The organism is Streptomyces sp. (assembly GCF_036566765.1).
GTDB lineage: Bacteria > Actinomycetota > Actinomycetes > Streptomycetales > Streptomycetaceae > Streptomyces.
This window is the reverse complement of sequence record NZ_DATCVQ010000360.1, coordinates 1-19,333: the sequence shown is the minus strand read 5'-3', so window position 1 is coordinate 19,333 and position 19,333 is coordinate 1. Positions and strand designations below refer to the sequence as shown.

The 19,333-nt window shown below is 71.0% G+C and carries 24 protein-coding genes, 1 tRNA gene and 1 pseudogene; 12 read left to right on the top strand and 14 right to left on the bottom strand.

Annotation, left to right across the window (positions count from 1 at the left end; genetic code table 11):
* A pseudogene (locus VIU94_RS21005) lies at positions 1 to 293 on the bottom strand (hypothetical protein); the annotation flags it as partial.
* 295 nt (positions 294 to 588) lie between these two features.
* Between VIU94_RS21005 and VIU94_RS21000 the strand changes: the two are divergent.
* A complete protein-coding gene (locus VIU94_RS21000; RefSeq protein WP_331913379.1) occupies positions 589 to 1,008 on the top strand; it encodes a hypothetical protein in 420 nt (139 codons plus the stop codon).
* A 464-nt stretch (positions 1,009 to 1,472) separates the two neighbouring features.
* On the opposite strand, the gene VIU94_RS20995 is transcribed toward VIU94_RS21000, so the two are convergent.
* Complete coding sequence (locus VIU94_RS20995) at positions 1,473 to 1,736, bottom strand: hypothetical protein (RefSeq protein ID WP_331913378.1); 264 nt, start codon at positions 1,734 to 1,736, stop codon at positions 1,473 to 1,475.
* A gap of 128 nt (positions 1,737 to 1,864) precedes the next feature.
* Entirely contained in the window at positions 1,865 to 2,455 is a 591-nt protein-coding gene (locus tag VIU94_RS20990) for a hypothetical protein (protein ID WP_331913377.1), read from the bottom strand.
* Positions 2,456 to 2,659: 204 nt separating this feature from the next.
* On the opposite strand from VIU94_RS20990, the gene VIU94_RS20985 reads away from it, so the two are divergent.
* The 5 genes from VIU94_RS20985 to VIU94_RS20965 all read left to right on the top strand — a co-directional run bounded on the left by VIU94_RS20985 (position 2,660) and on the right by VIU94_RS20965 (position 5,841).
* Positions 2,660 to 3,598 (top strand): hypothetical protein, encoded by a 939-nt coding sequence (locus VIU94_RS20985; RefSeq protein ID WP_331913376.1) that lies wholly within the window; start codon positions 2,660 to 2,662, stop codon positions 3,596 to 3,598.
* 162 nt (positions 3,599 to 3,760) lie between these two features.
* Positions 3,761 to 4,207, top strand: coding sequence for an SRPBCC domain-containing protein (locus tag VIU94_RS20980; RefSeq protein ID WP_331913375.1), 447 nt, complete (start codon positions 3,761 to 3,763; stop codon positions 4,205 to 4,207).
* Entirely contained in the window at positions 4,204 to 4,578 is a 375-nt protein-coding gene (locus tag VIU94_RS20975) for an ArsR/SmtB family transcription factor (RefSeq protein ID WP_331913374.1), read from the top strand. Before VIU94_RS20980 ends, VIU94_RS20975 begins: the two co-directional genes overlap by 4 nt.
* Positions 4,579 to 4,590: 12 nt before the next feature.
* Complete coding sequence (locus tag VIU94_RS20970; protein ID WP_331913373.1) at positions 4,591 to 5,073, top strand: hypothetical protein; 483 nt, start codon at positions 4,591 to 4,593, stop codon at positions 5,071 to 5,073.
* Positions 5,074 to 5,202: 129 nt separating this feature from the next.
* Positions 5,203 to 5,841, top strand: a complete 639-nt coding sequence (locus VIU94_RS20965) for an SIMPL domain-containing protein (protein WP_331913372.1) — start codon at positions 5,203 to 5,205, stop codon at positions 5,839 to 5,841.
* A 96-nt stretch (positions 5,842 to 5,937) separates the two neighbouring features.
* Here the strand turns inward: VIU94_RS20965 and VIU94_RS20960 are convergent, their stop codons facing one another.
* Genes VIU94_RS20960 through VIU94_RS20950 form a run of 3 tightly spaced genes read right to left on the bottom strand, consistent with a single transcriptional unit; the run spans position 5,938 to position 7,740 of the window.
* Positions 5,938 to 6,426 carry a DUF4331 family protein gene (locus tag VIU94_RS20960; RefSeq protein WP_331913371.1) on the bottom strand — a complete coding sequence of 163 codons (489 nt, stop codon included), beginning with the start codon at positions 6,424 to 6,426 and terminating at the stop codon, positions 5,938 to 5,940.
* 36 nt (positions 6,427 to 6,462) lie between these two features.
* Positions 6,463 to 6,936: an HIT family protein gene (locus VIU94_RS20955; protein ID WP_331913370.1), complete on the bottom strand. Its 474-nt coding sequence runs from the start codon at positions 6,934 to 6,936 to the stop codon at positions 6,463 to 6,465.
* 42 nt (positions 6,937 to 6,978) lie between these two features.
* Positions 6,979 to 7,740 (bottom strand): SMI1/KNR4 family protein, encoded by a 762-nt coding sequence (locus VIU94_RS20950; RefSeq protein ID WP_331913369.1) that lies wholly within the window; start codon positions 7,738 to 7,740, stop codon positions 6,979 to 6,981.
* Between the two features lie 203 nt (positions 7,741 to 7,943).
* Here VIU94_RS20950 and VIU94_RS20945 point away from each other — a divergent pair, with 203 nt between their 5' ends.
* Positions 7,944 to 8,618: a glycoside hydrolase family 16 protein gene (locus VIU94_RS20945; RefSeq protein WP_331913368.1), complete on the top strand. Its 675-nt coding sequence runs from the start codon at positions 7,944 to 7,946 to the stop codon at positions 8,616 to 8,618.
* Between the two features lie 25 nt (positions 8,619 to 8,643).
* Here the strand turns inward: VIU94_RS20945 and VIU94_RS20940 are convergent, their stop codons facing one another.
* The 4 genes from VIU94_RS20940 to VIU94_RS20925 form a co-directional block, all read right to left on the bottom strand.
* On the bottom strand, positions 8,644 to 9,093 hold the full coding sequence (locus VIU94_RS20940; protein WP_331913367.1) for a hypothetical protein: 450 nt from the start codon (positions 9,091 to 9,093) through the stop codon (positions 8,644 to 8,646).
* Positions 9,090 to 9,701, bottom strand: coding sequence for a DUF2867 domain-containing protein (locus tag VIU94_RS20935; RefSeq protein WP_331913366.1), 612 nt, complete (start codon positions 9,699 to 9,701; stop codon positions 9,090 to 9,092). The genes VIU94_RS20940 and VIU94_RS20935 overlap by 4 nt, the downstream gene beginning before the upstream one ends.
* Positions 9,702 to 9,777: 76 nt before the next feature.
* Positions 9,778 to 12,210 carry a hypothetical protein gene (locus tag VIU94_RS20930; protein WP_331913365.1) on the bottom strand — a complete coding sequence of 811 codons (2,433 nt, stop codon included), beginning with the start codon at positions 12,208 to 12,210 and terminating at the stop codon, positions 9,778 to 9,780.
* Between the two features lie 2 nt (positions 12,211 to 12,212).
* Positions 12,213 to 12,284: transfer RNA gene (locus VIU94_RS20925), tRNA-Pro, on the bottom strand.
* Positions 12,285 to 12,544: 260 nt separating this feature from the next.
* Between VIU94_RS20925 and VIU94_RS20920 the strand changes: the two genes are divergently transcribed.
* From VIU94_RS20920 to VIU94_RS20905, 4 genes are all read left to right on the top strand, one after another.
* Positions 12,545 to 12,820, top strand: a complete 276-nt coding sequence (locus VIU94_RS20920; protein ID WP_331913364.1) for an isoamylase early set domain-containing protein — start codon at positions 12,545 to 12,547, stop codon at positions 12,818 to 12,820.
* Positions 12,821 to 12,932: 112 nt separating this feature from the next.
* Positions 12,933 to 13,448, top strand: coding sequence for a PadR family transcriptional regulator (locus VIU94_RS20915; RefSeq protein WP_331913363.1), 516 nt, complete (start codon positions 12,933 to 12,935; stop codon positions 13,446 to 13,448).
* A 123-nt stretch (positions 13,449 to 13,571) separates the two neighbouring features.
* A complete protein-coding gene (locus VIU94_RS20910; protein WP_331913362.1) occupies positions 13,572 to 14,759 on the top strand; it encodes a DUF2306 domain-containing protein in 1,188 nt (395 codons plus the stop codon).
* A gap of 55 nt (positions 14,760 to 14,814) precedes the next feature.
* Positions 14,815 to 15,762: a hypothetical protein gene (locus VIU94_RS20905; RefSeq protein WP_331913361.1), complete on the top strand. Its 948-nt coding sequence runs from the start codon at positions 14,815 to 14,817 to the stop codon at positions 15,760 to 15,762.
* An 18-nt stretch (positions 15,763 to 15,780) separates the two neighbouring features.
* Here the strand turns inward: VIU94_RS20905 and VIU94_RS20900 are convergent, their stop codons facing one another.
* Positions 15,781 to 17,064 (bottom strand): FUSC family protein, encoded by a 1,284-nt coding sequence (locus VIU94_RS20900; protein WP_331913360.1) that lies wholly within the window; start codon positions 17,062 to 17,064, stop codon positions 15,781 to 15,783.
* Between the two features lie 307 nt (positions 17,065 to 17,371).
* Between VIU94_RS20900 and VIU94_RS20895 the strand changes: the two genes are divergently transcribed.
* Positions 17,372 to 17,788 carry a hypothetical protein gene (locus tag VIU94_RS20895; RefSeq protein ID WP_331913359.1) on the top strand — a complete coding sequence of 139 codons (417 nt, stop codon included), beginning with the start codon at positions 17,372 to 17,374 and terminating at the stop codon, positions 17,786 to 17,788.
* 103 nt (positions 17,789 to 17,891) lie between these two features.
* Here VIU94_RS20895 and VIU94_RS20890 read toward each other — a convergent pair whose 3' ends face one another.
* The 3 genes from VIU94_RS20890 to VIU94_RS20880 all read right to left on the bottom strand — a co-directional run bounded on the left by VIU94_RS20890 (position 17,892) and on the right by VIU94_RS20880 (position 19,111).
* Positions 17,892 to 18,242, bottom strand: coding sequence for a hypothetical protein (locus VIU94_RS20890; protein ID WP_331913358.1), 351 nt, complete (start codon positions 18,240 to 18,242; stop codon positions 17,892 to 17,894).
* Between the two features lie 117 nt (positions 18,243 to 18,359).
* Complete coding sequence (locus VIU94_RS20885; protein ID WP_331913357.1) at positions 18,360 to 18,515, bottom strand: hydrophobic protein; 156 nt, start codon at positions 18,513 to 18,515, stop codon at positions 18,360 to 18,362.
* A 71-nt stretch (positions 18,516 to 18,586) separates the two neighbouring features.
* Complete coding sequence (locus VIU94_RS20880; protein ID WP_331913356.1) at positions 18,587 to 19,111, bottom strand: SRPBCC family protein; 525 nt, start codon at positions 19,109 to 19,111, stop codon at positions 18,587 to 18,589.
* Between the last annotated feature and the right edge of the window lie 222 nt (positions 19,112 to 19,333).

Here is a 19,333-nt window from a genome sequence, read left to right as displayed (position 1 = left end):
CCGTCGGCGTCGTCGGTGAGTTGCCACGTCCCCGTACCGGACAGCCGCCAGGCCTCGTCGAAGTCGAAGGCCTGGCCGTCAAGCCGCTGGAAGAGCGCCGTACCGTCCCCGCGAAGTGTCAGTCGGGTCTCCTCGACGCTCTCCCAACTCCCCACGACCTCAGCCGTCGTGGCGTCGTGAAGCCCCGTCCCCCCGTAGTACTGGTACGGGCCGGCGCACGCACCGAGCGCCGTCAGCGCCATCGTGGCGCACGCGAGAGTGAACCAGCGCCGCGACGGCTTGCTCTTTCCCACTGTGACCCCCATCCGATCGCCGCCCCGGTCGGCCCGCACAGAGTGTGCGGCCGCGGCGCGGACACTCTGCCAGAGTCGTTGAACGTGTTCAACTCGATGGTTCGGAACCGGGGACGGTCGATGAGGCGACTCAATCCGTGTGCCGCCCCGTCCCGAAGCAGCCACCCGGAGTCGACGACCGATGACAGCACCCGCACGACGCCGAACACTGACAGCCGTTCTGCTGACCATGCTCACAGTCGCCTCCTGCGGAAGCGCCGAGAGGACTGATAGCGGCGGCGGTGCGACGTGCGAAGTGCGGCAGGAGACCGATCAGATCACGTCTCGCTTCCCGTCGTTCGGACGGCTGAAGTCGACTTCGTGGTGCGGTTACACGCTGGGCACCCGCGACGACGCCCGTATCGAGGCCCCGGGTCCGACCGACACACGGCTCGTCGGGCTGCTCGACGCCATGGACGACAAGGCCCTAAGGAAGGACCTGGCCGATCCCGCATTGCAGTTCAAGCCCGCGACACCCGCCGACCTGCCGCCGGAGATCGACAAACTCCTGCCCGAAGGGGCCGAATGGATGGTCAGCGAACGGATCAACGCGACCATCACAGAGGACCTCTACCCCGGAACCTTCTACTACGACAGGCGCAGCGGGCAGGTGCTCTTCGACTGCGTGAACCCGTTCCGCAAGGAGGATCACCCCGCGGTGGTCCCCAGCCAGTGACGGACGGACGGACGGGCGGGCGGGCGGACGGGCAGCGTTAGCGGTCTGGAAATTGGGACACACCGACCAGGACGGTTCCAGCGAGGAAGAGCCCAGCGCCCACTGTCAGGAGTGAGGGGAGCACGTCCCCTGACGGGGTGAAGGCGAAGACACTGAAAAAACAGCAGAGACCGCTCCCCTTCAACACCTGCCCGAACCCATGAGGCACAGGACGCAGGACCCGGGCTCGCTCCCAGGGATGGATCCACCCAGTGAGAAGCTCGACCACACCACTTATCGCTAAAGCCAGAGCAAACGCGAAGAGCGCCCCCAGCACCACGTAGTGCATCCCGCCTCCCAGCGGCCATCGTGGCACACCAGCACGCCAGGGCAGGAGTCCTGCCGCAGCAGAAGGGGTGGAGCGGTCATCTGCCCGGAGCCCCGCGACGGCGACCGCGCCCAGCTTCCCGCCGCACGGCACCCATCTAGCGCCCGGTGACGGTGACGCGCAGGGTGTACGGCCGACCGGCGCTGATGGCCTCCGCCTGCTCGCGCAGGTCGCTCCACGTGAACCCGAGCAGGGCGCGGTCGGCGGCGTCCTTGAGCACGGGCAGGATCTCGTGCGGCGGCCGGCCGCGGTGCGACGCGGCGATCTCCGCGAAGGCCTGCTGGTACGGGACGCCGTGTCCGGCCGCGCTGTCGGCCAGCAGTCGGTTGAGGTGCTGTCTGTTCACGCTGATCTGGCCCATGACCGCTCCCTGCGCCGGTGGGCCGGCACCGTGCCGACCCTCACTCACGACGTTACGAGGGGGGTCTGACAGTGCCCGGCGGGCAGGCCTCTCTCAGGTGGTCAGGCCTGTCCGCCGGGCCGCACCGCTCAAGCGCCGAAGGCCGGCAACGCCTTGAAGCCCTCGTGGAGCCCCAGGCTCGGGGTGAGGCGCGCCAGCGCCGCGCGGACGCGCGTGAGGGGGTGGTCGGGGAACTGCGCGTCCCAGTGTTCGTGGTCGCCCACGTGGTACGGCAGTCCGCCCGACGTGTCCGCGCCGTACGGGTGCGGGGCGAAGTACCGCTCCGGACCCACCTGCGCGAGCACCATGGCCTCGCGCATCCCGGTCATCTGGCCCTCGGCCGCCTGGACCTTCACCACCGTGCTGCACGTGGCCCGAGGCATCGTCCAGGACCCGAGGAAGACCTGCCCATGCCCGTTCGGCCGGGGGACCTTGATCAGCTGCCGGACGGCCGGCACCGCGTCCACCTCGCCGAGCACGGCCTCGATCAGACCGCCGCCGGCCCGGGCGGCGAGACCGGCGAGTCCCTGACGCAGCCGGTCCGGCTGGTTCAGGGAGGCGGGAAGGTCCGGGACGAGGCCGAAGAAGTGGACCGACAGCACGAGCCCGTATTCGTCGGTCCACACCCCCGTCTCCCGCTCCGTGAATCCGGTGAGGTCCATGCGCGTGATGGGTGTCATGCGCCCATCATCGTCAGGCCCGGCCAACCCGCGGGCGGCAGGGTCGGACCGCCGCCTGCGATCGAAATGCCTCCGCGCGCTGTGACATCGGCCGAAAGCGACGCACGGATCCCTCGCGCGGGGGAGGCGGATGGTTCTCGGGGCGGACGTGCGCGGGCGCAGCTCCGCTGGAGGCTGGGTGTCCTGCCAAGGAGGGACGTCCGGATGGAACGCTGGGACCGGATCGGTCGGTACGCGGGGTACGGAGCGGCGCTGGCGCTGTCGCCGTACCTGGTGGTCAAGGTGTCGTGGGTGATCGGTTCGCTGCTGGGCCTGATACCGATCGACGAGGAGTACAGCCTGGCCGGCTGGGTGCTCCTGAACACGGTGACCGTCGGCATGGCGGCGATCGGAATCGCGCTGGCCCTCGCCCTGGTGCGGCCCTGGGGGATGCGGATTCCGGGGTGGCTCGTGGCGTTCGTGGCGTGGACCGGGTCCGGGTTCCTGGTGTCGGTCCTGCCGTACGCCGTCGTCAGCTTCGTGCTGGAGTACGCGCGCGGCGACGGCGGCACGGACATGCCCGGCTGGATGCGCGCGCTGCTCCAGTTCAGCTTCGTCGGGATGGGGCTGGGACTCGCCCTCGCGCTGCCGGCCTATCTGAAGCGGCGCTGGCCGGATGCGTTCGCCGCGCGACCCAGGGCGGGCGCCGGTGCGCCGTGGGCGGCGGCCGTCGCGCTCGTGGTCGGCGCGGTGTGGATGTACTGGGCACTGGGCGGCACCTTGGGCCTCGCGCACCCGGACCGGCGGACCGCCGACGGAACCATGCTGGCCGCACTGGGCGCGCTGTGGGCCCTGGCCGGCGGCGCCGCCGTCTGGACCCTCGCCCGGGCGCGAGCCGACAGACTGCCCCACACGCTCCTCCTCGCCCTGGGCTGGATCGGCTCGGGATCGCTCTTCGCCTGGAGCAGCTGGAAACTCCCGCTCATGCTGATCGTGGGCCTCGCCCGGCCGAGCGACGTGATGCTCCCGGAGAGTCCATTCATCGCTGCCGCGCTGCACTGCGCGGCGGTCGCCGCGGGGATCGGCCTGCTGAGAACACTCGTGGGGCCGGACGGAATGCGTCCCGGCCGTGGAACTGCTCGCCGAGCCGCCCGAGGACGGTGAGGGAGGGGTGCTCGGCCGCCGGATCAACGTCGATGAGGTCCCTCGCCCGGCCGGGGCGAGGCGGTGCGATATCTGCCGACGTGCAACCCTTGGGTTGCTCCTTGGGGATCGATGTGCAACCCTGGGGTTGCACCCGATCGTGACGATGAAGGAGAGCCCCTCATGAGCGAGGACCGGATCGAAAGCGAGACCCTGATCGCCGCACCCCTGGAGCGGGTCTGGTCGCTGGTGGCCCAGCCCGGGTTCTGGGTGGCGGACAAGGCGAGCCTGCCCGGCACCGTGGCCAAGGAGGGCGAGTCGATGGTGGCGAAGAACTCCGAGCACGGCGACTTCCCCGTGCGGGTGGAGAAGGTCGAGCCGCCGACGTACCTGGCGTACCGCTGGACCAGCGCGTTCCCGGGAGAGGAGCTCCGTGAGAACAACAGCACCCTCGTGGAGTTCACGCTGACCCAGGAGGGCGACCAGACGCGGCTCCGGGTCGTCGAGAGCGGGTTCGCGGCGCTGGCCGGGTCCGAGGAGCTGCGCAGCCAGAACCTGAAGGACCACAGCGGAGGCTGGCCGCTGGAGCTCGACGCGCTCAAGAAGCGCGCCGAAGAACCCTCCGTATGACGGAGGAACGTCCCGGCGCCGCCGAGGTCGTCGACAGCGTCCTCGCCGCGCTGGCCGACCCGACGCGACGTCAGCTGCTCGACCTGCTCGCCGCGCAGGGCGCGGCCACGGCCACGACGCTCGCCGAACGACTCCCGATCTCGCGGCAGGCGGTGGTCAAGCACCTCGCCGTCCTGGACGCTGCCGGGCTGGTTTCCGGCGGCCGGGTCGGACGCGAGGTGCGGTACGCGGTGCGGCCCGCGGCGCTGGACACGACGGCGCGGTGGATGGCCTCCCTCGCGTCCGAGTGGGACCGCCGGCTCGCCACCATCAAGCGCGTCGCCGAGGCGGCGGAGCGAGATTCGAACCCTGACTCGACGCACCCCGACTGAACGGAACCTCCCATGGACACGACGGCACTACGAAGCGCCTACGACAAGCTGCTCGAAGTGGCGGCCAGGCCCGGCCTCGGCGACGCGGACGACGGAGGATGGAACGCCGACCAGATACTGGCCCATCTCCTCAGCGTCGACGCCTCGATCGCAGCGGTGGCCCTGGGCGTCATGGCTGGCTCGCGGCCCAGCTTCGACAACCGGATCTGCCTCGACTCCTGGAATCTCGACCGGATCATCGCCGAACACGCAGGCCGGGCGGACCTGATCGACCACGTCCGGAGCCAGGCCGCTGTCCTGTGCCACGTCGCCGACCGGCTCACCGAGGAAGCCGCCTCGGTCCTGGTGCCAACGCTGCTCCTCTCCAACGACGCCCTCGTACTGGACCAGCCGATTCCCCTGGCAGCCCTCGTCGGCGGCCTCGCCGACGACCACGTGCCCGCGCACACGCAACAGATCCTCGATCTCCGGGTCGCCGCCCCTGGGCACGCCTGAGAGGCGGCGGACGATGACTGCCACGGGCGCCGCCGAGGAGGCGGGCGGGTTCACAGCTGGGTACCGCCGCACGGTGCGACGGTTATGAACCCCGTTGTGGAAGACGAGCGTCGATGATTCGATCACCGCATGACAGAGATCAAACAGCCCTGGGGGCTCAGCGTTCTGGGGGCAGGGCATGTGTCGGCGGAGCCGCGGCTCGCTCATGTGAGGCTCGCGGTCGACCTTCTGGCACCGACGCCCAAGGAAGCTTTCGAACAGGCTGGGGCGGCAGTCGCCGGCCTGCGAGCGGTGCTGCGGGAGCATGGGATACCCGACTCCGACGTCTCCGGATCGCGTCTCGCGCTGCGCTCGGACTTCAGCGGCTACGGTGCGGACCGGACGTTCCTCGGCTACCGCTGTGAGGCGACGTACACCGTGCAGACCGCGGCCCTCGACCGGCTCGAACTCCTCATCGATGACGCGGTCCAGGCCGGCGCGAACCGGGTCGACGACGTTCAGTTCGAGGTGCTCGACAAGCCTCTGCTCCGGGACGAAGCGCGCCGCAAGGCCGTCGAGGCCGCACGGCGCAAGGCGGAGGTGTACGCGGAAGCGTGCGGCGTGCGTCTGGGCCCCGTCATTCACATTCAGGACGTCGACCCGGAATCATTCGGGCTCCGCAGTCACGGGAGTCGCAAAGGCGGAGACCCCGAATCCGACGGTGCCTTCGCGCCCGGAACGGTGCGCGTCGAGGCTGCTGTGCTGCTCGGTTTCAGCCTGATCCCCTGACCCGGACCACGGCCCGGGCGCGTGCACTCGAGTGTGCCGCGGGGGAGCACTGGCAGCATGGCCCGGCCGGTGGGCCGGGCCGACGTGTGGGGGCTGTCAGGAGAGCGGGTGGGGGTGGCCGAGGTAGGGGAAGGCGGGCAGTAGGTCGGTATGCGGGCCGATGTGGTCGTCGGTGATCTTGCCGCCGGAGACCATGGCGAGCCGGGCGGAGGTGACGTCGTCGGTGAGCTTGCGGCCGTTCGGGTACGCGGTCGGTCGGCTGCGGTCGAAGCGGAGCACGTCCGGCAGTACGATGCGCAGCGCCTTCTCCGCGTCCTCGGCGCTGTATCCGCCGGTGTGGGCGAGTACGGCGCTCCACGGTTCCCGGTAGGTGTCCCAGTCGTCGGCGGGTTCGCCCGCGTTGTACTTCTCCTTGACCTCGACGGCGTTGAAGTAGGCGGTGAGCGAGGGGTGGGCGCCGCGGTCGACGGAGACGAGCCGGCCGTTCTGCCGGAGACTGACCCGTGCCCAGACGCCGATGGGGCCGTCGCCCAGTTCGGCGTCCCGGACCTCGAGAACGATGCCGGGGGGATCTGTAGTGATCACCGGCCGAGGTGCCTCAGGGATGGTGGCCCGCACGTCTCATTCCGTGAGGCGGTCCAGCTCCTCGACGATCGTCTCCCGCAAGGGATCGTGCTCGGAGCGCAGCGCGTACTTCTCGTCGCTCCACCTCTCTCGCGGATACAGCCACACCGGGAGCGTGACGAGATCGGACGGCTCCCAGTCGAACCGCGGCCATACGTGCGCGTGCAGGAATGTGTCGGTGTTGCCGAGGATCTCCAGGTTGACCCGGCGGAAGGCCGGGTCCAGTCGTCGGCAGGCGCGTTCGACGGCCTCGCCCAGGCGATCCATGTCGGACAGGAAGGCCAGCCGCTTGGCCTTCGGCAGCTCCGACAGGCGTTGCGTCGTCGGGTCGTCCGCCAGGAGCACCGAGTAGCCGGGGAGGAACTGCACGTCCCCGATGACAGCGAATCCTGCGGTCATTCGCCGGAGCACCGTGGGGTTCTCGCCCCGAAGGGCGCTTCCGATGCGGTCCGTTCGCCAGTCGTTGCTCATGGCCTGTGACCCTATCCTTGCGAGATGGCGCGTCGCGGCGTCTCAGTCTCGGTCAACGTGGCGGTCCAGGGCTTCGGCCCATACGTTGCCGCCGTTTGCCCAGGTCCAGAGCCATCGGCGGAGTGATGCGGTGGCGTGACGCAGGCCGTCGTGAGGGTCTTCGCCCCCGGAGGGATCCCAGCCGTCTGCGTCGTAGAGGAGGACCGGGATGTCGGCCGCGGTCAGCGCGAGGTGCCATTCCATCGTGCAGCCGCCGTACGCGAGGTGGAGCCACGATGCCGGCACGCCCGTCGTTCGGTTGCGTTCGTAGATGCCGACCGTGCACGGCCAGTCGGACAGGTGGCCCGGTGCTCGGTGGCCCTCGGTCAGGGAGGCGAGCCCGCTGTCGGGGCCGAATCCTCCATCGGCGACTTCGGTGTAGACGCGTCGGAGCAGGTCGGGCAGTCGGCGTCCCAATCTGCGTTCTGCGTCCGCGAGCTCAGCCGGGGTGACTGGGGGGAACAACGGACCGCGGGGAGCGTCCGCGTAGTAGGCGGCCACTTCCTCAGTTCCCGAGTGGAGCTGGACGGTTCCATCGCTGCCGTAGGACACGATGTCGTCCCTGCCCTGGTCCAACCGCTCGGTGCCGTATCGCTCCGCTATCCACGTGGCGGGGACGTCCGCTGTGTCGAATCGCCGGCCCGGATCCCATGCGCGAACCTGCAGAGCCTTGATCAACGCATCGTCGTCCGCCCCCTCGGCCCTGGAATCAGGGTGGGATTCATAACGGAGTGACGCGGGGACGTCGTGCGGAGGGATGGTCATGCGGCAGGAGCCTAGTGCTGGGTTCTGACAGCCTGCCGACGTGTTCACAGTCGTGCATCCGTAGCTGACCAGGGCATCGCGGCGCTCCGCCGGGATTCGTGTGGCGACCACACGCCACTTTGGGAGGCGTTCGTGTATCGGTTCGACGCACGGGCAGGACCTTGGTGGATCGATTGCACACGCGCAACACGGGGGAGCAGTTCATGTCTTCGTCGCCTCCGGCCGGCCAGCCGGTCTTCACCGCGGACTTCGCGTCGACCGAGCAGTGGGTCGCAGGACGTTCGTGGGCCTATCCCGACGGCGGGCCGGTCAACCCGCGGGACGACAAGCTCGATCATCTGACGGCGGATGCCGACCACAGCCGATCGGGAGTGCTACGGGCCACCCGGCGGAGAGACGGCTTGTGGGATGCGGGGCTTCTGACGACGGAGGGGAGCTCCGAAGGTTTCGAGGTGCGCACCGGCGACATCCTGGAGGCGCGCGTGCGTCTGCCGGAGGAGATCGGGGCCTGGCCGGCGATCTGGACCTGGCGGGACGGCGGGCAGGAGATCGACGTCTTCGAATACCACCCGGACAACCCGGATCTGTTGGAGCTCTCGAATCGGGTGCGCGGCGGGTACCACTATCACCGTGATCCGGGGATTCGGCCCGGGGGGTGGGTGCGGTTGCGGACCGAGTTCGGGGCTTCTTCCGTGGTGTGGTCGGTCGACGATGTCGAGGTCTTCTCCGACGGACGGGGCGTAGGTCGGACCTGGCACGCCTATCTGATCGTCAATCTCTCTGTTTCTGCGGGCCGTTACCACCCGGTGCCGGATCCGGCGACGCAGGAGATGGCGTACGAAGTGCGTGATCTGCGCGTCTTTCGGCCGATGTCATGAGCGGCAGTCTGGTCGGCGGGCTCCCTCACGTCCGGTTCCCTCTCGTCCGGCTCGTCCCGCCTGTTCGTGCCGCCGCTATGACCAGTGCGCCGGCGATCGTCCCGGCGAAGTACGGGGACGGTACGAGGAGAACGCCGCCCAGCGTGCACCACGCCGCGAGGCCCCAGCCGATGCCGGCGGGTACGGCCACTCCGCGTCCGGCGAGATGCCATATCAGGCAACCCAAGAGGATCAGCGGGACGGCGAAGCTGCCTGGGCCGGCCCAGAAGGTGACCTCGTTTCGGAGGGACTCCACCGTCTGGTCCGCGCCGCTGCCGCCATCTGCGAGCGCCAGCGGGACGGCCGCCCATATCCCCCGAGCCGCCCATCCGGTGATGTCCGCCCAGGCGAACGTCACCAGCAGAGACAAGTGGCCTGCTCCCAGGGTGCACATGATTCCGCTCGCCCAGCGGAGCAGACGCTTCCTGGTGTTCAACTCGACTCCCCGGCGTCTCGGAGTCGGTCTCGGTCGCGCCATGCTCGCTCCCACTGCCGGGTAAGAGCCGGGTAGACGATGAGGTAGCGGAACGGCGCGATGGCGGACATGTACAGCCGCCCGAAACGGCCGTTGGGTTTCACGAGGACGGTCATCCGCAGCTCGTAGTCGCCGTCGGCTCCACGTACCCAGCCGAGGTGCATCACCGTGTGCACGGTCTTGTTCGCCAGCTCTCGGGTGGACTCGATGGGGAGCTCGTAGACCGGCTTGAGGGGCATGTTCGCGTCGTCATGGCCGCGAGGAGCGGATCGGAGGTCGTCGGGCAGTCGGTCGCGCAGCGACGCCACCCTCCGGCCGACGCCCGCCTGCGGCTTGTCCCAGCCGAGGAGCGCGCCCAGCTTCCACCGTACGGCGAACAGGAATCGGGCCGGCAGCGGCTGTTTCGCGAGCCCGCCGCCGGCCCGCATCGCGGCCAGCATGGTGGGGAAGTCGTCGGGCCCGGCTCCGGGAGTGCGGAAGGACCACACGTCCTCGACGGTGAAGTCCTGCGTGAACTCGTGGATGCGCCACGGCTGTTCGGTGTAGGCGGTCGCTGTGCGTCGTGACACGGCTTCTGACCTCTCCTCATCTATACGGTGCCGTACATTTCATGTATACGGTAGCGTACAGATCGATCTGGCGTGATCAAAGAGGGTGCGGCGTCGCCCGCTTCAGCATCCAGTGGCCGTCGGTGGCCCACCCGAGCAGTCGACGAGCGCGGCCGCCGTCCGCAGACCCGTCCCGGCCCAGTTCGCCGCCCTCCGCGACCAGGCGAAGCCCCGCCAAGGCGGGGGCCAGCCGGTCGGCGACATGCGCCGGGTAGCGGGACGCCTCGCCGTCGAGGCGTGCCAGTACACGCGCCCGCGCCGCGGGCTCGCACAGCGACAGGTGGAAGAGCATCTGCCGCCAGGCGTACGCCGCGTCCTTCACCGTGGCGAGCGGCCGCGGATGCCCGTGCAGGCGGGCCGTCAGCCGGCACACCGTGTCGAAGCAGCGCAGAGCGAGCCCGTCCCAGCCCCCGGCGCCGGGATCGATGCCGACGCGGTGCACGAGGGTGGCCAGATTGTGCGTGGTGAGGATCTGCGCCTGCTCGATCACCATCCCGTTGCCCGCCACCGACCACGAGCCGGCGTGCCCGTCGCCCGCCCGCTCCGTACACACCGCGGCGAAGTCCGGCGAGGTGCGCGCCTTGTACGTGCGCATCGCGTTCCGGCCCGCCTCCACGATCGCCAGGTTGCGGACGGCCGCGTAGTCGACGCCGTAGTAGCGTTCGTACAGCGTCCCGCCGAGCAGTTCGGCAGCGACGCGCGCCGCGTGGAGGAACTTCGGGCTGAACGTGCCCATGAAGATGTCCGCCGCGAGCTCCTCCACCAGCGGTGCACCGAGGTCCGCCTGCCGGGCGAGGACGGAGAGTTCACGTACGAGCGGGTTGGGCAGGAGCGTCCCCGGGAAGCCCTGGACCGCCGCCTCGCCCAGCTCCCGCAACGCGTCGCGCGCCGCCTGCGCACCGCCCTCCGCGCCGTCCAGTACACCCCGGTCCAGCCCGTCCTCCGAGCCGGCCCCGCGCATCGCCTCCACGGCGCGCACCCACGGCAGTTCCTCGACGCGGACCTGCCGCTCCAGGTTCAGCAGCAGGAGGGAGCGACGGTTGCGGAAGGCCCGGTAATTGGCGGCCATCAGCGTACGCAGCGCCCCCTCCGGGTACGTCCGAGCTGTCGCCTCGGCGACCAGCTGGGGCACCAGCTCCGCCAACACCTCGGCGGACGGCACCACTCCGCGCTCCACGAGCGTGGGGAGCGGCGCGCTGAGCGTGGCCTCGACCGTCCGGCGGATCGGCGCCGGAAGCGCGGTGCCCGCCGGCACACCGGACTCCCGGGCCTCGTGCTCGCTCACGTCCGCGATCAGCGGTCCGACCTCCTCGGCCCCGGTCTCCTGGGGGAGTTCGGCGAGCCGAGAGGCCACCAGTGCCCCGACCGCGTGATGCGAAGGCAGCGCCGCATGCGCGGCCTGCTCCCTGCGCAGGGCGGTGTGCCGGTCGGAGCCGGGCAGGCCGCGGCGACGCACCATCGCCTCGACGGCCGTACGCAGCAGCCCGAGCCGACGCGCATCGAGCGGTCGCGCATCGAGCGGTCGCGGGTCGAACGGCCGCGGATCGAGCGGCCGCCGGGCGACGCATTCCTCCAGGGCCGCGATCATGATGCCCGTGTTCCCCTTCGGATCACGGTGCTTGCGGCAGCGGGTGTGCTCGGCGGCGAGCGCGCGGTACCGCGCGAGCAGGGCCGCCCCACGCGCGTACCAGTCCTCGTCCGGGATCTTGTCGAGTACGCGGCCGGCGCCGGCGGTCTCCAGCCAGTGGCCGAGGAGTTCGTCGGCGAACGGGTTCCAGATCGCGAGCGCCTCGCGCTGGGTCTCCACCGCCTCGTTGGGCAGCCGCCGTTCCAGAGTTCCGCGGGCGTCGGCGACCGTCCGCCGGTGCACGGTCCCGGCGTCGCCCGAGCGGACGGCGGACGGGCGCGGAAGGAACCGCAGGGAGTCGGCGTGCGGCGCGAGCACCTCGACCAGCTCGACGGCAGCGGCCACATCGCCGGCCCGCGCCAACCACACCACGGTGAGCAGCGCGGCCTCCTCCGGCACCGTCACCTCGTAGCGGCCGCTGTCCAGCAGCTCCCCGAGCGCGTCGAGGCCGGGCTCCGTCAGGCAGTACGCGAACAGCGCCGCCCGCTGAGGCGGCACACCGAAGCGCCGCGCGGCCTCCGCCTCGTACGGCTGGAGGGGGCCCGCCGCGCCGGCGGCGCCGGTGGCGAAGCCGCCGCGTACCACCTCAGGCGTCACCCACGCGGGCAGGCCGGCCACCGGGGTCCGTGACCCGATCGTCAGGCGGCCCTCGGCGATGCCCGCCAGCACGGCGCGCCAGCGCCGCCCGCGCTCGTTCGCGCGCTCACGCGTGGCGGAATCCGGGTGGAGTACGGCGGTGGCCGCGGCCTTCGCCAACTGGCCCACCGCATAGGACGGCGCCACGGTCATCGCCGCGGCGCGGTCCTCGGTCCTGGAATGCTGCTGCTCAGCGTCGTCGTCCATAGCCGACGTGGCGGGCTCCGCCCCCGCGCCCTCCGGGTCCCGAGCCCGGCGCTCTGCTACTGAGCTACACGTCGATGACCATGGACCCTAGGGCCGCGAGTGCAGTTCCCTCAACCGGAATTCGACAGCCCCGGCCCGGCCCTGCCGCGCAGGGGCAGTCACTCACATGGTGCAGCGGGAGAGTTCGGCGCCTCCCGGTCACCCCAGGTCGGGCCCGATGGCCGGGCCGGATGTTGCGGCCGACGGTCGTGTCGGCGTACGGCGCGGCCCCATGCGGGAGCAGGATGGGCCCCACGCTTCCCACCCCGTCCACGCCGACAGGAGACGCACCGCCATGCTCGAACGCAAGCAGCGGAAGAACCGGACCGAGGTCACCTTCGTCCTCCCCGCCGAGATCCCGCCCGGCCCCGTCAGCGTCGTCGGCGACTTCAACGACTGGGATCCGCACGCCCACCCGCTGCGCGCACGGGAGGACGAGACCCGTGCCGTGACGGTCGCACTGCCGCGGAGCAGCAGCCACGCCTTCCGCTATCTGGCGGCCGGCGACTACTGGTTCAACGACGAGTCCGCCGACGGGCAGGACGGCCCGAACAGCCGCGTGAACACCTGACGGCAGTCGGGCACACGGCATCGCACACGGCATCGCGCACGGCATGGCACTCGCCCCCCGCACCTCTCGTACCCCAAGGAGGCCCGTCGAGGCGGCGAGGTACGGTCGCGGCATGGCTGAAGTCCGGTTGACCACACCCTCGTACCTCGTCCTCGGCATCGTCGACAAGCTCGGTGAGGCGACTCCGTACGACGTGAAGGTGGAGGCCGCCCGGACGGTCGCGCCGTTCTGGGCCATGCCGCACGCGCAGGTCTACGCGCAGTGCGACCGGCTGCTCGAAGCCGGACTGCTGTCCGAGACACGCCAGGCCGGCGGGCGGAACCGGCGGCTGATGAAGCTGACGGACGCCGGCCGGGCGGAGTTGCGGGGCTGGCTCGACGACGCGTCCTTCGTGCCGGTCGAGGCCCGCGAACGGGGCATTCTCAAGCTCTGGTTCGGCGCGGACCCGGACACCCTCGCGCCGGTCCAGCTCGACGAGCACCGGCGCACCCTCGCGGAGTACGAGGCGCTCGCCGAGAGCGTCGGCGAACTGCTGACGGAGGGGCAGCGCGGGGCGCTGGAGTTCGGCATCCGCTATGAGCGGATGATGGTGGATTTCTGGCAGTGGGCGCGGCGCACCGACGCCTGACGCTCCCCAACACCGCTTTGTCACCCACCGGTTGACCCCCAGCGCGGACGCCTCTACCTTCTCGATAGTCCAGAAGAGACTATGGAGCGAGTAAGTAAGCGAGTGGGCGGGTGGGGAGTGCGCGTGGACCGACTCAAGAGAGTGGGCTGGGGGCGTGTGGCCACGGTGACCGTCGTGGCCGTGTGCGTGGGCTACGCGCCGATCGCGATGACCGAGTTGTGGCCGTACGCGCGGCCGGGGGCGCCGGCCTTCGGTGAGTGGCTGCTCGGGAAGGCCGTCTCGCCTCGGTATGTGGCCGACGCCCTGGCGACGAGGATCGGGCCGTACGGGCGCAGCCTCGTCCCGCTGATCCTCCACTCCGTCCTGGGCGGCGCGTTGATGCTGCTGGGGCCGGTGCAGTTGTCGTCGGCGGTTCGTCGGCGCGTACGGCTGCACCGCGCCGTCGGCGTCGTGTACGCGCTCACGGTGTACGCGTCCATGGCCGGAGCGGCGGTCTACCTGGCGCGCACCGCACCGCGCGACGCCTTCGACGGGGAGTCGTTCTGGCTCGTCCTCGCGACGATCCTCGTGGGCACCACGCTGAGCGTGACCTTCGGCGTCCTCGCGGCGCTCGGCCGCCTGCCCGACCTGCACCAGCGGTGGATGCTGCTGTGCTACGGGTACTTGATGACGGCGCCGCTGCTGCGCCTGGAGTGGGGCGCGCTGCCCTGGATCCTGCCGGACGGGCTGCCCATGGAGGACGTCAACCGGGTCGCGATCATGCACCTCGGGTCGGTCGTGGTCTTCGGCGCGCTGCTCGCCTCGCGCGCCATGGACCGGCGCGATGCGCTTCCGCAGCAGGGCGGGACGTGGGCCGCGTGGCCCGTCCTTGCCGTGGCCCACGTGGCCGGCGCGGCCGCCCTGGTGTGGATCGGCCGGTCGTTCCTGGACTTCGGGGCAGAGGGGCGGCGGCTGCTCGTCGCGTTCCTGCTGCCGTACGCGGCGACTTACTCCGTCATGGCGGTGCGGCAGCGGGTGGCGGGCCGACGCGGGCGGCCCTGGGCGCGCGAGGAGTGGCGACTGCATCTGACCGCGCTGTGCCTGGCCCCGGTGTTCTCGGTGGCCGCGACGCTGTGCTTCGAGCGGTACATGCACCTCGACGGGCTCACCGCGCTCTCGGCGGGCGTCGGCATCGGCTGCGGCGTGCTCGCCTTCGCCGCGACCACGGCGGTCAGCCTGCGGGTGCTGTACGCCCGCGAGGTGGCGCGGCGGCAGGCCATGGGCGGGGGCTCGGAGGCCTCGGCGGCCGCCCCCGACCTGGCGCACATCTGACACGGAGACCTGCAAGGACCCTCAGGCGCGCACGCGGACACGGAGCGGAGACGAGATGAGCGGCGAGACGCACGAGACAGAGGTGCGCCAGGCGGAGACGGGTGAGGTTGCGTCGGGCGCGGGCGCGGGCCATGGCGCGCGTCCTGGTGTCGGCGGTCGAGAGCTGACCGCTGGGGTGACCGTGCTGTCGGCCGTCGTCGCCGTCGTCTCGCTCCTGACGGGCGCACTGCTGGCCGTGGCGAGCCTGGTGGGCCATGTGTTCGCCGCATGGACGTCGCCGGAGGCGCTGACTCCGGGCCTCGTCGGGGCTGCCATGGTCGGTGTGGCACCGGGACTGTTCGCGGTCGGCCGTGCGCGGGCCTGGGAGGAGGTCCGTACGCTCGTCCTGCCCACCGTGATCGTCCTCGTCGGCCTGTTCGCGGTGAGCATCGTCAACGGCAGCGAGCTCCAGGCGGCCGTGGGCGGCTCGCTGTTCCTCGTCCTGTTCAGCCTCGGCTGGGTGGCCGTGCTCGGGGTGCTCGCCCTGGCCGCCGTGGTCTGCGTCCTCGGGCAGTACCGCAGGCCGGCCGCGCCCCGCCCGGCCGCGACGGCCCCGATGCCGGGGTGGACGAAGCCGTTCCTGGCGGTGCTGGGCGCCGGCTGGCTGGGCATCGGGGCGGGGCTGCTGGCCCTGCCCGGTTTCTGGGCGGACTTCGTCCCGTGGACCGTCGGACGCGCCGATGCCCAGGGCCTGGGCGTGTGGGCGCTCGCCCTCGGCGTCGGCGTCCTCGGCGCCCTCGCCGAGGACGACCTCACCCGCGTACGCCCGGCGCTCATCGCGGTCCCCGGGGTGGCGGTCGCGGCGGCCGTTGTCCTCGCCGTCCACGCGTCGAAGGTCGACTGGGCGTCCGGCCCGGGCGTCGCCCTCGTGTCCCTGCTGGTCGGGCTGCTGTCCACCGGCCTCAGCGGCGAGTGGATCCGCCGCTCACGGCAGGCCGAAGCCGCGAGCCCGGCCTCATCATGAGAGCGAGTCAGCGCGCTGTCACCTCCTTCGCGGGGCGGTCGCGAAGGAAGTGACACGGCGGCGGCGCGCCTCGCGGGCGCGGGTGGTGCGGTCCAGCTCCTCCATGAGGCGGCGGCCTCGATGGTCGGGGTCGAGTTCATCGAGGACGCGGTCGATCTCGGCAAGGAGGGCCCCGTGGAGCTGCCAGAGATCAGGGGTCTCGCGCGCTTCCTCCCACAGCAGCGCGGCCGCGCGGTCGCGGGCGGAGCGTGCCGAGGCCAGTTCGGCGGCGAGGCGGCTCTCCGCGGTCTCCGCGCCGGGGCTCGCGTCCGACGTGACGAGTACGGCGAAGCTCACCAGGATGTCGCCGAGGCTGCGCAGCGTCTCCTCAAGGGCAAGGCTCGTGTCGGGTCGGAAGAGCGCCGTGCCACGGCGCTGCTTGGCGAGGTCCGTCAGCGTGCGGGCGAGGACCCGCAGCACCACGGCCGCGATCTCCAGGGTGTCGAGCCCGGTGCGCAGCACGATGCGGTACAGCAGTCCTTCCTTCACGCGGGGATTGAACCGGAGGCTGTCCTCCGCCTGTCGCAGCGCCGCGTCAACGCCCGCCACGTCGTTGTCCAGGCGCCGGGCCTCGTGGAGGCGCGCCGCGGCTCGCTCCGCCGGCTCGGGCGAGGAGCGGAAGGGGTCGGGTTCGGGTTCGAGGTCGGGGACCGAGTCCTCGGAAGCGGGGACGGGCTCGGCGACGGCGGCGAGTTCGTCGCCGATGTCGAGCAGGAGCCGGCGCATCTGCCGGGCGAGGTCCACGATCGAGTCGCTGGCTGATTCCACCCAGATGGGCGGGACGAGTAGGACGTTGAAGAGCAGCCCGACGACGGCGCCGATCAGGGTCTCCAGGACGCGGTCCCATGCGGTGTCGGCGACCTGGGTGACGCCCAGGACCAGCATCGCGCTGATCGCCACCTCCGGAACGAACTCCTCCACCCGGACGAACCGGCCCACGACGAGCGACGCCAGGATCACCAGCGCGAGGCTCCACCACGTCAGCCCGACCAACACGCTGAAGGCGATGGCGATGAGCACGCCGACGACGACGGAGTTGACCCGCCGCAGGCTGGTCGTGAGCGTCGAGTAGAGCGTCACCTGGACCACGAGCAGCGCGGTGAGCGGAGCGGTCAGCGGGGCGGGCTCGGAGCTGAGGCCGAGCGCGACGACGTACGAGATCGTCGCCGCGGCGGTCGAACGCAGGGTCTGGACCACCGCGGGGTCCCTCCGCCACTGCCGCCACAGACGTGCGGCTTCGGGCGGGACGGAGCGGTGAGGCATGCGAAATCCTCCAAGGGTTGCGGCGTACCCGCGGACGGCTTCCCCTCCCGCGCCCGGACGATCGTGATGACCTGCGGCAGTGGCGTGCCGCGACCAAGCGTGAGGGGTGACGGTCACGCCGTGACCGGGCGGCATGAAGCCTTGCAGAGCGCGTCGGCGCAGACGAGTACCGGGCTGCTCGCCACGCTGCGCGTCGTCGCTTCACCGGCAGGGCGGTACCGCGGCGGTGCACAGCGTGACGATCGGCATGGGCGCCCGCCGGCTGGGCATATGCGCTGTGGGGCCCGGCGAAGGACGTGAGTCCGGCATGGCGGACTTCGAGCTGATGGACGTGACCTTGGTGTCCGACGAGTTCGGTCGACGCACGATCCCCCTGGACGAGGAGGAGGACGAGGCCGTCGCCTTGCCGGCGGGCGCGGTCATCGGCACCGTCCTGACCTTCCGGACGGACGAGGCGATCGACGGGCTGAAGTTCGACGAGGAGCGGTCACGTGACGGGAACGTGATCGCCACGTTCACACATGTGCTCGGCGGGTTCCGCGCGGGTGGGCCGTACGAGATCCAGCTGCCGGCCGAGCGACTGCCCGTCGGGCCGGCGAACTGCGGAACGTACGAGGCGACGGGCCGCTTCGTCGATGCCGACGGCCGCGAATTGGCACGGGAGACTTACCGGTTCCAGATCGTTCCGCAACCGCCGCGGGACGTGCCCCAGGCCCCGAGCTGACACCGGCGTCGAAGGCCAAGTCGAAGGCCGATGCCAGGGTCGTCCTCCTGGAGCCGCCTTCCGATGGTGGACAGCGTCCACCGCTGCGCCGTGAGGTCACTCCTCAAGGGCCCTGGTCGCGCCGCGGAGCCTGGGATGGCGTCTGCTCCCATGCGCCCGGAGGGTAGTCGGTGGGCGGCGGCTCCTCGTCGGCGACCTCGCGGCGCGTCACCCTGCGGTGCAAAGCCGTACGCCGTCGGCGGCGGGCACTGCCGGCGACCATCAACGCCAGCGCCAGGCAGACGACCAGCGTCATGCCGACGCCGGCGACGAAGGCGCCCAGCGTGTTGACGGTGGCAACGGTGTTGTCGAACATCGTCACCGTGTAGTCCCGGCCGCCGGAGGAGTTCTCGGCGATGAGCAACCCGGCGAAGGCGCCGACAGCGGCGAGGAGAAGAAGTCCGATCAAGAACATGGCGACTCCTTTCGTCGCCGTAGGCGTCTGCCCACGACTGCCGGGCCCAACCCCGGCGAGGCGCCCGCCGCGCCTCCGAGCGGCGCGACGGGCGCGGCGGCGATCCCCGGCCCCGGCTCACCAGCGGTACCAGCGGCCGCTGCCGCTGCGCATGAAGAAGCCCAGCAGCCACAGAACGAGCACGGCGAGGGCCACGTACCAGAGTGCCTCGACGGCGAAGCCCGTCCCGAAGAGCACGAGGATCAACAACAGGACAAGAAGAATGGCGACCATGACGGTACCTCCGTGGTGGTCCTGGGAATCCCGGTTGAGGGCGTCGGCCCGTTCGGGGCCGGGGCCGGCCCTCAGCCGTGTCGCGTGTCATCCGGGTCGATGGGCGGCCCACTGCCCTGGGCGTCGGGGGAAGAGCCTGGGCTGTCACCGGGCCTCAGCCGGCCGCGCCAGCCGCCGGTCGCCTCGTCGTGCTCCTCGATGTACTCCTTGAACCGCAGCAGGTCCCCTTCGACGCGACTGTCGAGTACGCCCATGGCCGCTCCGGTCTTCTCGGCGAGGCCCTGCGGTTCGACGTCCATGGCCAGCGTCACCTGGGTGTGCGTGGCGTCGAGGGGCTGGAAGGTGACGACGCCCTTCTGCTTCACGTCGCCGCCCACCGTGCGCCAGGAGATGCGCTCGTCCGGCAGCTGGTCGACGATCTCGGTGTCGAATTCCCTGGTCACACCGGCGATCTTCGTCCGCCAGTGGCAGTGCCGGTCGTCGATCTGCCGCACGTCTTCGACGCCGTCCATGAAGCGCGGGAACTTCTCGAACTGCGTCCACTGGTCGTAGACCTGGCGCAGCGGGGCGTTCACTCTGATCGTGTCGTGCACCATGACGGTCATCTCCCTCGGTGTCCGACGGCCGGTGGGACCGTTGCGCGGGTACCCGCCTTCGACCGGGCTAATCCACCCCGTGGCATGAGGCGCGCTGAGTGCTGTGACCAGCACATTCCATACATGCACGCCCCTACGACGCCGGGCGGCGCGGAGGGCTCGACGCGCCCTTCTGGCGGCCGCTGAGTTCGGCGTCGAGGGTCTCCTGGGCGACGCGCATGG

Excerpts from the sequence above, each read along its gene's own strand:
- VIU94_RS20955 (WP_331913370.1), bottom strand. The coding sequence starts at position 6,936 with ATGAGCAACGACTGGCGAACGGACCGCATCGGAAGCGCCCTTCGGGGC.
- VIU94_RS20915 (WP_331913363.1), top strand. The coding sequence starts at position 12,933 with ATGGCTGAAGTCCGGTTGACCACACCCTCGTACCTCGTCCTCGGCATC.
- VIU94_RS20990 (WP_331913377.1), bottom strand. The coding sequence starts at position 2,455 with ATGACACCCATCACGCGCATGGACCTCACCGGATTCACGGAGCGGGAG.
- VIU94_RS20885 (WP_331913357.1), bottom strand. The coding sequence starts at position 18,515 with ATGGTCGCCATTCTTCTTGTCCTGTTGTTGATCCTCGTGCTCTTCGGG.
- VIU94_RS20900 (WP_331913360.1), bottom strand. The coding sequence starts at position 17,064 with ATGCCTCACCGCTCCGTCCCGCCCGAAGCCGCACGTCTGTGGCGGCAG.
- VIU94_RS20895 (WP_331913359.1), top strand. The coding sequence starts at position 17,372 with ATGGCGGACTTCGAGCTGATGGACGTGACCTTGGTGTCCGACGAGTTC.
- VIU94_RS20985 (WP_331913376.1), top strand. The coding sequence starts at position 2,660 with ATGGAACGCTGGGACCGGATCGGTCGGTACGCGGGGTACGGAGCGGCG.
- VIU94_RS20945 (WP_331913368.1), top strand. The coding sequence starts at position 7,944 with ATGTCTTCGTCGCCTCCGGCCGGCCAGCCGGTCTTCACCGCGGACTTC.
- VIU94_RS20905 (WP_331913361.1), top strand. The coding sequence starts at position 14,815 with ATGAGCGGCGAGACGCACGAGACAGAGGTGCGCCAGGCGGAGACGGGT.
- VIU94_RS20880 (WP_331913356.1), bottom strand. The coding sequence starts at position 19,111 with ATGGTGCACGACACGATCAGAGTGAACGCCCCGCTGCGCCAGGTCTAC.
- VIU94_RS20890 (WP_331913358.1), bottom strand. The coding sequence starts at position 18,242 with ATGTTCTTGATCGGACTTCTTCTCCTCGCCGCTGTCGGCGCCTTCGCC.
- VIU94_RS20950 (WP_331913369.1), bottom strand. The coding sequence starts at position 7,740 with ATGACCATCCCTCCGCACGACGTCCCCGCGTCACTCCGTTATGAATCC.
- VIU94_RS20970 (WP_331913373.1), top strand. The coding sequence starts at position 4,591 with ATGGACACGACGGCACTACGAAGCGCCTACGACAAGCTGCTCGAAGTG.
- VIU94_RS20965 (WP_331913372.1), top strand. The coding sequence starts at position 5,203 with ATGACAGAGATCAAACAGCCCTGGGGGCTCAGCGTTCTGGGGGCAGGG.
- VIU94_RS20995 (WP_331913378.1), bottom strand. The coding sequence starts at position 1,736 with ATGGGCCAGATCAGCGTGAACAGACAGCACCTCAACCGACTGCTGGCC.
- VIU94_RS20980 (WP_331913375.1), top strand. The coding sequence starts at position 3,761 with ATGAGCGAGGACCGGATCGAAAGCGAGACCCTGATCGCCGCACCCCTG.
- VIU94_RS20920 (WP_331913364.1), top strand. The coding sequence starts at position 12,545 with ATGCTCGAACGCAAGCAGCGGAAGAACCGGACCGAGGTCACCTTCGTC.
- VIU94_RS20930 (WP_331913365.1), bottom strand. The coding sequence starts at position 12,210 with ATGGACGACGACGCTGAGCAGCAGCATTCCAGGACCGAGGACCGCGCC.
- VIU94_RS20975 (WP_331913374.1), top strand. The coding sequence starts at position 4,204 with ATGACGGAGGAACGTCCCGGCGCCGCCGAGGTCGTCGACAGCGTCCTC.